Genomic DNA, 12,337 nt, shown 5'->3' with positions numbered 1-12,337 from the left:
GTATAACTAAAAGGTCTTCGGAGCGGTAGTTCAGTTGGTTAGAATACCGGCCTGTCACGCCGGGGGTCGCGGGTTCGAGTCCCGTCCGCTCCGCCATTTAGTTATACAGCGCAATCTCGATTATGTGGAGCGGTAGTTCAGTTGGTTAGAATACCGGCCTGTCACGCCGGGGGTCGCGGGTTCGAGTCCCGTCCGCTCCGCCATTAATCGAATAAAGCGCGCTTCCCATTATGCGGAGCGGTAGTTCAGTTGGTTAGAATACCGGCCTGTCACGCCGGGGGTCGCGGGTTCGAGTCCCGTCCGCTCCGCCATTAATGATAAGCTTTTCTTCTTAGATAATTCCCCCTTCTGGGGACACTCAAAAAGTTATTTTTTACTCTGCAGTTAAAATTGCTGTTCTCGCAATCGCACTTTATTTATTCTTACCCTCTTGTCAGTTAGCCATTCAAGAAATTGCTCCATTTCCTAATTGCACCATGTGACACTAGAAACATTATTCCTCTTCGATTAATAGTCTTCTATAAAGTAAAAAAACACCCAACAAACAGTAACATGCCCTAAAGTCGTAGTGTCTTTTTTTTAATTTGTACTAAAGTTAGGTCGTTCACGCTAAAAAAACACGGAAATTATGAATAAAAGCGACCAAAAACAGTACTTTCTTGCTGATAATTTAAAAGCAATTGGGGTGTCATTGCTAAGCGTAGTGGGTGTGACCCTATTACTCGCTATCGTTATGTTTATGTTTATTCGAGAACAAGAGGAGAGTCGCGCTACAGAAATACTAGATAATGTGCGCGTAGTATTTAGAGATGCTGAGATCACGCTCGATTACCTAAATGCGCTGCCGTATCAAACCTGTGAAATGGATAACTTAGCGGAAATGCGAAAAACCTTGTTTCGCTCTCGATTTGTAAAAGAGATAGGTTTTTATCAAAATAACGAGCTATTGTGCAGTACTTATTTGGGCATTCTAGAAGAGCCCATGAAAGAAGTTAAGCCTGATTTTTATACTCAGCTTGGCGACGCTTTTTGGATAAATACTCCTCTTCAGCTTTTCGATAAACAAGCTACCGGTACTATAGTACAGCGCGGACGTTACAACGCAGTATTGGATATGGATAGTGTCATTGGTTACAGCTACACGCAAGATTGGCAGCTGTTCTACAATGGCGATCAGTTTTATCATATGGCAGGTAATCCTAGCCTTGTCGGTTCTACCCTCAGCCAAGATGACATGGACGCACGCACTGGCTACTTTTCCTTACAATTTATCCAGTGTGATGAACGCTACAATCATACCTGCCTAAAAGTGAAATCTGATCACGGTCGCGTACTAGATTTGCACATGGGCAAGCTGGTGTTGTTTGTGTTTGCTATGTTAATGACAGCAGCGTTGACGCATATGCTTACCTTTAACTATTTAAGACGACGACGTTCACTTGAGTCTCGCGTCAGTAAAGGGCTAAAAGAACATAAGTTCTATTGCTTGTACCAACCTTTTGTAAACTTGGAATCGGGAAAGGTCATTGGGTGCGAAGTATTGAGTCGATTTGAGGATGAATTTGGGCCGATTTACCCTGACGAATTTATTCCTCAGGTAAAAGAGCAGGATATGACCTGGGAATTTACGGTTGATATGATTACCACAGCCATGAGAGAACTCAACGAAAACCCAGAGATCCCCGAAGGCTTTAAGGTATCGTTTAATCTATTCCCCTTCGATTTTACCCGCGAAGGTTGTTTGGACCTAGACTTTGTACTAGATATGAACGTAAAGAACTTCAAGTTAGTTTTAGAAATCACCGAGGATGAGCAAATCGCCACTCATAGTGCGGTGAAGCATATTAAGTCACTGAAGAGTAAAGGCTTCTTATTTGCAATTGACGACTTTGGAGTGGGTTATTCAAATTTAAGCCAGCTTAAAACGCTAAACTGTGATTACCTTAAAATTGACCGCAGCTTTGTTATGGATATGGAAGATAACAGTATTCGTTCATCACTCATCCCCCACATTGTGAGCATTGCCGAAGGACTTAATGTTGATTTAATTGCAGAAGGAGTTGAAAACATTGATCAATGCAATGAACTGAAAGGATTAACCATCGGCTTTGGTCAAGGGTGGTTGTTTGGCAAGCCACAGTCGGCTGATGCACTGGCCAAAAGCGTTCAAGGCACGCAATAATACAGATTGATATTTACGTTTTAGCGCTGTTATTTTTCAGTTGGTGTTGGTAGTGTTTAACGCTACCATTCACCGTCTGGAAATTAAAGAAGAATACTCGCATGCAGGACGTGCTAATTTGCCGCAATATTAATAAAACCTATCAAGATGGCAGTAATGCTACCCCCGTTTTACACGATGTCTCTCTTTCAATAAAAGCTGGCGAACATGTTGCTATTTTAGGTAGCTCCGGCTCAGGTAAAAGCACCCTTTTACATATTCTTGGAGGGTTAGATAAACCTTCTAGCGGTGAAGTCGAATTCAATGGAAAATCACTCGGTCAATTATCTGGAAATGCATTAGCAAAGCTTCGCAATGACGAAATGGGCTTTATCTATCAATTTCATCATTTACTCGGTGAATTCACAGCGTTAGAAAATGTAGCAATGCCGCTAAGAATTAGAGGGCTTTCGACCAAATTGGCCCACGGCAAGGCTCGTGAAATGTTAGATGAAGTTGGGCTTTCTCACCGCGTCGACCATTTACCATCGACCATGTCAGGCGGTGAACGACAGCGTGTGGCAATAGCACGAGCTTTAGTTACCGAGCCATCAGTAGTACTGGCCGACGAACCTACAGGAAATCTTGATGACTCGACGGGTGAGCAAATTTATAAACTGCTTACTAGCTTAAGTGATAAAAAAGGGACAGCGTTTGTTGTCGTTACCCATGATATTACCTTGGCCGGGAAAATGGACAGGGTGCTGAAGATAAAGGACGGCAGATTAGCGAGTGATACGTTATTCAAGGAGAGCCAAGATGCTCGCCTTTGAATTGGCCCAACGCTTCAGAAAAACACGTTCAGAACAGCGTTTCATCTCTTTTATTTCGATGTCATCCACCATTGGGATTGCCCTTGGTTGCTTTGTACTAATTGTGTTGCTGAGCGTAATGAACGGGTTTGAAAAAGAGCTTACAAGTCGTATTTTGAGTGTGGTCCCTCATGGTGAATTATATAGCAAGAGCGAAAGCGGAATAGAAAATTTAGACGCGCAGCTCTATCGTTTGTCTCAAGATAGCCGTATTGCCTCTGTCACGCCATACACAGGGATAACCGGAATGTTGCAGTCAAAGGGGGAGTTGAAGGCAATTAGCGTTACTGGTATTCCGGTTAACAGTGTTAGCGACAAATATGCTGAAAGAGTCACAAGTGACGATTGGCAACGTTTTTCGACGCAGAAAAATGGTCTCATTGTAGGAAAGGGTATTTTCGCTTCCATGGACCTTAATATTGGTGACATTGTTCAAATACTCATTCCCCAAACAACTCAGGATCTAACCTTCAAAGCCCCACGTTCAATTACGCTTTCTATTTCTGGAGTGCTATCTGTTGGCGGTGAACTCGATAACCAGCTGGGTTTAATGCACTTGGAAACAGCGTCTGAAGCTATTGGTATTTCATCTAAGTCACAAGGAATTCAGTTTACACTTATCGACCCATTTTCATCTTACGACACGATGCGAGATATAGGTTACAGCTACCCTCAGGGTGTTTACATGTCTGACTGGACACGTACCCAAGGCCACTTATATAACGATATTCAGCTAGTTAGAGCTGTGGTGTATATCGCCTTGACGCTGGTCATTGCCGTTGCTTGTTTTAACATTGTGTCGTCACTGGTTATGGCGGTTAGAGACAAACAGGCTGCCATCGCAATATTAAAAACCATGGGAGCGACGGATCGTTTAATTCGCAATACCTTCGTGTTGCAGGGCGTTATCAATGGCGTTATAGGCATTACTGTAGGTGTGGTTTTAGCGCTACTGGTAGCACCTAACCTCTCTGAGATTGTTCGCTTTATTGAGGTGGCGATAGGTATAGAAATTCTATCAGGCGATATATATTTCATCGATTTCCTACCATCTGATCTACATTGGCAAGACGTTGTAGTAACCGTGGTTGTTGCTATGTTCTTGAGTGTGGGCGCTACTATTTATCCAGCGCAAAAGGCAGCCAAAGTATCACCTTCATCAGCGCTTCACTAACTTTAAGCTCAATAGGGTAAGTAATACCAGTCAGCATAGATCATTACCCACTCAGCGAGAGTTAAAATGTTCGTAATCGCGGCGTGTTACCGCAGGTATAGTGGTTCTACATCAAGGTGACACAATAAAGAGTACGGACATTTAAAACTCGCCCTTCGGGAAGGTCTGGCAAGCTTCCTAGCTTCATTCTGGGAATTTGAAAGGGAACAACCATTCCTGCATTCCCACGCTTTGCTAGGAAACTTGCCAGCGCCTTCTGAGTGGGCACTTATCCATGCGGATTGGTATAACAACAGTAAGTGAGAGGCAGTTCATTGTGACTATACTGGCAGTAAGTAAGTGTTAATTGGGCAAGTCTGTCTGAGGTCTGGTGCGAAGATAGCTTGCAAACTTTGGCTTTCCATTTTTAGTTAAGCCGTAGTACTTAAAGGTTACCCAGCTACCGATAGCGGGTGGAGATTGGCGCTCATTTTCTGAAAAGCCCGTTCCTAATTTAAATTGAATGCCTTCTCGCGTTTCTACAAGAAGCGAGCCCATCATTCCCTTAAATCGTCCTTTTCCCGGAAGCAATGCCAGTACTTTCCCTTCTGCATCTTCAAAGCGTTTTACTTTGAGCAACATGTCACTTCGCCCGGATGTGTACAGCGCTTGTTCATGATGAAGCATTAACCCTTCTCCGCCTTCCTGGGTTACTTGCTCCAGCTTTTCATCAAGTGAAGCAATAGACGTAAGCTTAAATTGAGGGATAACTGCAAACGTTGGATTAGGTGTAGATTTACTTAGGCTGTTAAGCATGTTGAGTCGCCGACCAAAGGGCTCACCCATCATAGGCATGTCAAAGGCCATAAATCTAACTTTGGCCCAGCGTTTTGCAGATAGAGAATTTGCTGCGGCTACAGTGTCTGCTGAAGACACTGTGCTAGATGAAGCGTTAGCGACAGAATGCAGCTCGATGTTTGTCATCGTTGAAAGCACAATAGAAGCTGTACGTTCAAACTCCCCTCTTCCTATCCAAAGTTCGCCGTCAATAGTGGTTTCTGGCCAGTTGGCGGTGAACCATGTTGGCGCGAATATCTTGTTCCCATTACGGGTAAGTAGTTCAGTACCGTTCCATCTTGCGCGAATACCGTCTAGCTTCTCACTAACCCAATAGTCAGCTACGTTAATATCAGTGCGACTTTGATCGTATTGCTTAGCAAGCTGCAGCTCTTCGACAGTAACGAGCATGTGATTAGCATTAACGTTAGCTATGGCGGTGATTGAAAGTACATATACAGCAGTCAAAAAATTTCGCATCGGCTCTTCCTATAACGTGTTAACCTTTGCTTGCTTTTATGCTTTTAATAGAGAAGCAAATACAAAGAAGGCAGAGTAAATTACTCTGCCTTCTTTGCTTTTATAACTGTACGTAGGAAGGTTTTTTCGCTTAATCGAAGCTGCTCTAGTCGGTAATAATATCAATAACTGAGATCAGCACGTCTTCAGCAAACGCTTCACCTGCCGTTCTTTCTTTATCACGTCGCAGTTTGTAAGTTTCCAAGCAAGCATTTAGCTGCTCGTCGGCGGTGTACACCCCATGAACATCTGCGTTATTAGCTTGCTCAATACAGCGATCGGTTTGTCCCGTCGTGACGGTACTGCACCCGCTCGTTCCCAAGGTGATTCCGACCATACAAACCGCAGTGGCGATCCAGTTTACGTGTTTAACTGTGCTTTTATGGTTCAAGATAACTTAATCCTTCAATAAAGACTGCAAGCGTTTTTGTCTATTAACATAAACCTGATGGCCATCGTGCTCAGACGAGGAAAGTGCTAAAGCTTGGTTCACGCTTTCCAGCGCTTTTTTGTACTCGCCCATCTGCTCATAACCATAAGCTAAGCCATTATATGCGTCAGGCGTTTGAGGATACTCAGCAATATCGTATTTAAACAAGGCGATGGCTTTGTCGTAGTTTTGTTCACCCACATAGTGATAACCTAACTCGCGAATAACCCATTCCGGCGCGTCGAGTTTCTCGCCTCGCTGCTTTGAAACACGGGCGTAATAGTCTTTAATACTTTTAATATCTCCACTGAACTGCTGTGGCCTTAAATAAGCTGATAAGAACAAATGATGGTAAGCGCTGAAAGTTGACGCAGCTGAGACCAAATTGTGGGTAACTCCCTCGTAGGCTTCGTTCTCCCATCTTAATCCGGCAGGTTGATTTGCCCGCATTCCAGAAATCATATCGTTATAATACGGGCGCATGGGCGCGCCTTCATTGCCGATAGACGTGTAAATGAAGTGGTCTAATTGATTGGCAGATTTTAAGAATGCAACCGTACTTTTTGCAGATGCGCCATAGTTCCACCACACCGCAGCACTGTAAGTCAGCGCGGCGTTAAAAAGTTCAGGCTTCTGGGTAAGTGCGTACAACGCGAATACGCCTCCGGCTGATGCACCCTCTATCACTCGAAAGTCATGCACGCGATATTTCTTCTCTACCATCGGCATAAGCTCAGTGGTTATAAAGGAAAGAAAGTTTGCACCGCCACCGCCATAGCCTACAGGCCCGTTTGGATCTTCATTTGCCGTGGGATATAAATCGCGAAGTCGGTCGGTATTTTCAATGGCGACTATGATGACTTCCGGAGCAGCATTCTGAGATTGCAGCGATTCTAGCACTGCATTCATCATAGTAAGATTTCCCGAACCATCTAGACGATAAATAACGGGGTATTTCTTGTCGGGGTTTTCGGCGTAGCCTTTTGGAAGCTGAACAACCACTTCTCGTTGCTCGTTTAGCACTTTAGACTGGAGTTTCTCTACTTTCAATTCGTAACGCTGGCTGTCGCTGCCTGTTTCGCTGTTAGCCGGAAGGCTCGTGAAAGCAAGAAATAGCAGGGCAATTATAATATGTATTTGTGACTTCAAACTTAAATCCTTTTATAAGACGCTTTGCTTTTCGCAGTAATACTATTTACTTGATTGGGCCAAGCGAACTTTTATTATTATCTATTGTATAACAGGGGTTTATTCGGATTAATGACAATTTCATAGCCACATTACTCTGTATATTCCCCTTTAGCAATACAGGAACTTTCTGTAGACATTTCTCCGCCCAAGTATTTAGTTAGCACAGCGTGTAGTTCCGTTTTATTGACTGGTTTTGTGAGATATCCATTCATCCCGGATGCTAACGCTTTATCTATTTCTTCGGCAACCACCGCAGCAGTGAACGCGATAATAGGAATAGTGATGTTAGCTTTTCGCAACGCTAAAGCGGCTTCAGAGCCGTTCATTTCAGGCATGTGTAAGTCCATCAATATAAGGTCGAAATGCTGCTTTAGTGCAATCTCTACTGCTTCGTTACCGTTATTAGCAAGCGCAACTTTCAATCCTGTGTCTTCTAACAATGATTTTGCTACGACCTGGTTAATGTCGTTATCTTCTGCAACCAAAACAGTAAGTTTTGAGAAAGACGGTGTGCTTTCCTGTTCTTTAGCGCCAATTACACTATCTGCAATTTCAAACGGTAGCTCGAAATAAAATTCACTCCCCTGACCTACCGCGCTTTTTAGATAAACCGTGCCGCCCATAGCTTCAACCAAGCTTTTTACTATCTGTAAACCAAGTCCCGTTCCCCCGTGCATTCGATTAATGCTGCTGTTGGCTTGTGTAAATGCATCGAATACGCGCTCTTGTTCAGAAGCATCAATCCCGTCCCCCGTATCCTTAACTGAAAATCTGACAAATTGATGGGTCTTTGACGCTTCACCTTTCGATAGCCCTAAAGTGACACTGCCCTGATGCGTAAACTTTATCGCGTTGCTCACTAGGTTGTTTAACACTTGAGAAAGGCGCGTTGCGTCCCCTACAACACAAGTATTTAATGTTTTATCTACTTCTATTCTCAGTGAGATACCTTTGTTCTGCGCCAATTGTGCATAAAACGCCACGCAATCTTTGGCAGTACTTTTTAGGTCAAAGGGAATGATCTCCAGCGCAAGTTTTCCCGCATTCAATTTGGAGAGATCTAATATGTCGTTCAAAATACGGTTTAGCGAGAGTCCTGAACGCTGAATCTTCTCGAGGTTAGGCCGTGCACTTTCCGAAATATCATGAGAAAGCACTACATCGGTCAATCCCAAAATACCGTTTAATGGCGTGCGAATCTCGTGTGACATAGTGGCGAGGAATCGTGATTGTGCAGCCGACGCTTGCTTTTCGCTTGCAAGCGCCCTGTTTAGCTCAAGAGTTTTGTTTTTACTCTCTACAAGGGCTTTCTCTAATTGGCTCGCTAGAGCATAGATAAGAAGGGACACAACAAGGTTGGTCACACAAAGCCTTAGCCAAAGGCCCTTGTCATAATCCCCTTCGTAAAACGGCACAAGAAAAGTACAGCATGCGAGTACTACCATTGCACTTATTCGCCAACCATTAGAAAGCAGTAAAATGGGAAAAATAGTAGCAATTGGAACTAAGGTTGCGGGCATGAGCCCATTGCTTATTACAAGGTAAGGCGCGACGGGAATGGTGAGTATTGCCCACAATTTCGCCAAAGGGTCTTTATAGTTAGAAAAGATAATTCCCGCTACCGAAATTGCACACCAAGACAGGCCGAAAAATACTGCCACATACACATTTTGGGGTTGGGCTATGACGATTACCGCTAAGATGAGTAAAGAAAAAACCAGCAGAATTTTGAAGCCAGCTTTTTGCAAGGCCGATGTGACTTCGCCAAATGATTCAGGCTTTGTAGGGTACTGCTTTGGCATTAGAGTTTCTAAGCATTATTAAATGACTAATAACTCAGTATAAGTACCAAACAACAACTCTGCATAAAAATAATGGGGTCAGAGTACTTTTCTAGCTGTTTACCGCTAGCTCTACAACCGTACTAATGTACTCTGACCCCATTATTCAAGTTGGCTATCGCTGGGATCATTACACTATTAATGTACTCTGACCCCATTATTTCGGGTACAAAAAAGCCCCAACCGAGGTTGGGGCTTTTAAATGCGTTTGAAAGCGTTAAGTACTTATACGCGCTTAACGGCTACATCTGCTTCGAACTTAGGCTTAACTGCCAAGTCTTCAGAAGGTGGAGCAAACTTAGTTAGGTCAATGCCTGCAACTGCTTGCTTGTACTCTTCTGTCGTTGGGAAACGACCAAGAACCGTTGAAAGTACTACTAACGGCGTAGAGCCTAGTAGTGATTCACCTTTCTTCTCAGCAGAGTCAGCTACAACACGACCTTGGAAAAGACGTGTAGATGTCGCGATAACTGTGTCGCCTGGCTCAGCTTTTTCTTGGTTACCCATACATAGGTTACATCCAGGACGCTCTAGGTAAAGAATGTTGTCGTACTTAGTACGCGCCGCTTCTTTAGGCTTAGCATCATCGAACTGGAAGCCTGCATATTTAGCTAGAACGTCCCAATCGCCTTCCGCTTTAAGCTCGTCAACGATGTTATATGTAGGTGGAGCTACAACTAGTGGCGCTTTGAATTCAACAGAACCGTTAAGCTTTTCTAGATTACGCAGCATTTGTGCGATGATTTGCATGTCGCCTTTGTGCACCATACAAGAACCAACGAAACCTAGGTCTACTGGCTTACCATCGTAGTAAGAAACTGGACGGATAACGTCGTGGGTATAACGCTTAGATACGTCTTCGTTGTTTACGTCTGGGTCAGCAATCATTGGCTCGTCGATTTGATCTAGATCGATAACCACTTCTGCGTAGTACTTCGCGTTGTCATCTGGCGCAAGCGCTGGCTCTTCACCAGACTTGATTTCAGCAATACGCTTATCAGCTAGGTCAATTAGGCCTTGAAGCATGTTCGCTTCGTTGTCCATGCCCTTGTCGATCATGATTTGGATACGGCTCTTAGCAAGTTCAAGCGACGCAATCATTGTCTCGTCATTTGAGATACAGATTGATGCTTTCGCCTTCATTTCTGCAGACCAGTCAGTGAATGTGAATGCTTGGTCAGCCAATAGAGTACCAATTTGAACTTCAATTACACGACCTTGGAACACGTTCTCGCCAGAGAATTGCTTAAGCATTTGCGCTTGAGTCGCGTGAACCACGTCACGGAAGTCCATGTGCTCTTTCATGCTACCTTTAAAAGTAACTTTCACAGACTCAGGGATTGGCATTGCCGCTTCACCCGTTGCAAGTGCTAGTGCTACCGTACCTGAGTCGGCACCGAATGCTACACCTTTAGACATACGCGTGTGCGAATCACCACCGATGATAATGGCACGATCGTCTACTGTAATGTCGTTAAGCACTTTGTGAATAACGTCAGTCATTGCATGGTAAACGCCTTTAGGATCACGTGCAGTGATTACACCAAAGTTGTTCATGAACGACATAAGCTTAGGAATGTTAGCTTGTGCTTTTTTGTCCCATACTGATGCCGTGTGACAACCAGACTGGTAAGCACCATCTACAACAGGAGAAATCGTTGAAGCGGCCATTGACTCAAGCTCTTGGCACGTCATTGGGCCAGTCGTATCCTGAGAACCTACAATGTTTACTTTAACGCGCACGTCAGAACCAGCGTGAAGCGGAGCATCTGAATTTACGCCAACTGCATTACGGTTAAAGATTTTTTCAACCGCTGTTAGGCCTTGGCCTTCGTGAGACACTTCTTTCGACGCTGCATATACGGCTGGCGCTTTTGTACCTAGAGTACGTGCTGCGAAAGACTGTAGCTGCTTACCGAATACAACTGCGTAAGAACCACCGGCTTTCATGAACTCCATTTTTTGAGGAGTAAATGATGCAGATACGTCAGCAAGTTCTTCTGAACCATTGTAAAGCTTCTTCGCCTTAGTATCGATAGTTAGTACAGTACCTGTTGCTACAGAGTACGCTTCTTCAAGTACTGGGTCACCGTTTGCATCGCGAACGATTTCACCATTTTCATCAGTTTTCTTAACCCAGTTCTTAAGGTCAAGACCAATACCACCGGTTACGTCAACAGTAGTAAGGAAGATAGGCGCAATACCGTTAGTACCAGCAACAATTGGCGCTTTGTTTACAAATGGAATGTAAGGGCTTGTTGGCTCACCTGCCCATAGTGCAACGTTGTTAACACCAGACATACGAGATGAACCTACACCCATTGTGCCTTTTTCAGCGATAAGCATCACTTTAGCATTCGGGTGCTTCTTACCAAGTTCAACAATTTCTTGCTGTGCTTCAGGAGAGATCATGCACTGGCCGTGAAGTTCACGGTCGGCACGTGAGTGCGCTTGGTTACCTGGAGAAAGAAGGTCAGTTGAGATATCACCTTCAGCGGCGATGTAAGTCACAACTTCAATTTTCTCTGGAACATCAGGAAGCTTGGTAAAGAATTCAGCTTTTGCGTAGCTTTCTAGTACGTCTTTAGCAATAGCATTGCCAGCTTTGAATGCATTTTCAAGACGCTCAGTGTCAGCTTCGTATAGATAAACTTGAGTCTTCAATACTTCTGCCGCAGGCTTAGCAACCGCTTCGTCATCAGAAAGTGCTAGGTCTAGTAGTACTTCTACAGACGGACCACCTTTCATGTGTGAAAGTAGTTCAAGCGCAAACTCAGGGGTAATTTCTTCTACTTTTTCTTCGCCAAGTACAATTTCTTTTAGGAATTGTGCTTTAACACCCGCCGCAGGTGTAGTACCTGGAAGCGTGTTATAGATAAAGAATTTTAGAGAGTCTTCGCGATGCTCGTTTGTTGTATCTTTAATTTGAGCAATAATTTCAGACAGCAGATCTGCACTGTCGATTGGCTTAGGGTTAAGACCTAGTTCCGTTTTACGGGTTTCGATCTCTGCCAGATATTCTGAATACAAACTCATATAGTTCTCTCGGTCTTAGTTTTACTTGGGCGTAGTGTTAAGTCGGTCTTAGCTATACGCATATAAAAATGAGGGATATTTTAACCGATTTTTAGCGGTTACGTAATGACTGAAAGTAAACAGTTAGGTATTCACCCGCCTAAACTGTCGTTATGTTAAAGCACTTACATTTTTACTAGAAAAACGCTTTTTAATTAAAAGAAAAATTAAGCCAATTATTTCATACATTTAGAAGCAAACCATCTGAAATCAATGACGATATTTAGCTTGAATGGTTTGACCAATAAAGATAAATAA

8 protein-coding genes and 3 tRNA genes are annotated in these 12,337 nt (G+C 43.7%); 6 read left to right on the top strand and 5 right to left on the bottom strand.

The genetic code is table 11. From position 1 onward, the window contains the following. Nucleotides 1–19 precede the first annotated feature (19 nt). The 6 genes from QVA83_RS21945 (at nt 20) to QVA83_RS21920 (ending at nt 4,207) form a co-directional block, all read left to right on the top strand. Nucleotides 20–96 (top strand) — tRNA-Asp (locus QVA83_RS21945). Nucleotides 97–126: 30 nt separating this feature from the next. Further along, nucleotides 127–203 (top strand) — tRNA-Asp (locus QVA83_RS21940). A 31-nt stretch (nt 204–234) separates the two neighbouring features. Next, a tRNA-Asp gene (locus QVA83_RS21935) sits at nt 235–311 on the top strand. Nucleotides 312–628: 317 nt separating this feature from the next. Then, nucleotides 629–2,182: an EAL domain-containing protein gene (locus QVA83_RS21930; protein ID WP_014949184.1), complete on the top strand. Its 1,554-nt coding sequence runs from the start codon at nt 629–631 to the stop codon at nt 2,180–2,182. Nucleotides 2,183–2,283: 101 nt separating this feature from the next. After that, nucleotides 2,284–2,994, top strand: coding sequence for a lipoprotein-releasing ABC transporter ATP-binding protein LolD (gene lolD, locus QVA83_RS21925; RefSeq protein WP_131136195.1), 711 nt, complete (start codon nt 2,284–2,286; stop codon nt 2,992–2,994). Further along, nucleotides 2,981–4,207, top strand: a complete 1,227-nt coding sequence (locus QVA83_RS21920) for a lipoprotein-releasing ABC transporter permease subunit (RefSeq protein WP_156078248.1) — start codon at nt 2,981–2,983, stop codon at nt 4,205–4,207. The genes lolD and QVA83_RS21920 overlap by 14 nt, the downstream gene beginning before the upstream one ends. A 342-nt stretch (nt 4,208–4,549) precedes the next feature. Here the strand turns inward: QVA83_RS21920 and QVA83_RS21915 are convergent, their stop codons facing one another. The 5 genes from QVA83_RS21915 to QVA83_RS21895 form a co-directional block, all read right to left on the bottom strand. Beyond that, nucleotides 4,550–5,503: a DNA ligase gene (locus QVA83_RS21915; protein WP_156077914.1), complete on the bottom strand. Its 954-nt coding sequence runs from the start codon at nt 5,501–5,503 to the stop codon at nt 4,550–4,552. A 145-nt stretch (nt 5,504–5,648) separates the two neighbouring features. Continuing rightward, nucleotides 5,649–5,933 (bottom strand): hypothetical protein, encoded by a 285-nt coding sequence (locus QVA83_RS21910; protein WP_039224537.1) that lies wholly within the window; start codon nt 5,931–5,933, stop codon nt 5,649–5,651. A 6-nt stretch (nt 5,934–5,939) separates the two neighbouring features. Continuing rightward, nucleotides 5,940–7,121 carry an alpha/beta hydrolase-fold protein gene (locus tag QVA83_RS21905; RefSeq protein WP_014975690.1) on the bottom strand — a complete coding sequence of 394 codons (1,182 nt, stop codon included), beginning with the start codon at nt 7,119–7,121 and terminating at the stop codon, nt 5,940–5,942. 131 nt (nt 7,122–7,252) lie between these two features. Then, nucleotides 7,253–8,965, bottom strand: coding sequence for an ATP-binding protein (locus tag QVA83_RS21900; RefSeq protein ID WP_156077913.1), 1,713 nt, complete (start codon nt 8,963–8,965; stop codon nt 7,253–7,255). A 264-nt stretch (nt 8,966–9,229) separates the two neighbouring features. Further along, nucleotides 9,230–12,040 carry a bifunctional aconitate hydratase 2/2-methylisocitrate dehydratase gene (locus tag QVA83_RS21895; protein WP_014948296.1) on the bottom strand — a complete coding sequence of 937 codons (2,811 nt, stop codon included), beginning with the start codon at nt 12,038–12,040 and terminating at the stop codon, nt 9,230–9,232. Between the last annotated feature and the right edge of the window lie 297 nt (nt 12,041–12,337).

This window comes from Alteromonas sp. AO-Serp (assembly GCF_017849675.1).
GTDB lineage: Bacteria > Pseudomonadota > Gammaproteobacteria > Enterobacterales > Alteromonadaceae > Alteromonas > Alteromonas macleodii.
Note: the sequence above shows the minus strand (reverse complement) of the source record. Positions and strands in the feature narration are given on the sequence as shown.

Excerpts from the sequence above, each read along its gene's own strand:
- QVA83_RS21900 (WP_156077913.1), bottom strand. The coding sequence starts at position 8,965 with ATGCCAAAGCAGTACCCTACAAAGCCTGAATCATTTGGCGAAGTCACA.
- lolD (WP_131136195.1), top strand. The coding sequence starts at position 2,284 with ATGCAGGACGTGCTAATTTGCCGCAATATTAATAAAACCTATCAAGAT.
- QVA83_RS21920 (WP_156078248.1), top strand. The coding sequence starts at position 2,981 with ATGCTCGCCTTTGAATTGGCCCAACGCTTCAGAAAAACACGTTCAGAA.
- QVA83_RS21915 (WP_156077914.1), bottom strand. The coding sequence starts at position 5,503 with ATGCGAAATTTTTTGACTGCTGTATATGTACTTTCAATCACCGCCATA.
- QVA83_RS21895 (WP_014948296.1), bottom strand. The coding sequence starts at position 12,040 with ATGAGTTTGTATTCAGAATATCTGGCAGAGATCGAAACCCGTAAAACG.
- QVA83_RS21930 (WP_014949184.1), top strand. The coding sequence starts at position 629 with ATGAATAAAAGCGACCAAAAACAGTACTTTCTTGCTGATAATTTAAAA.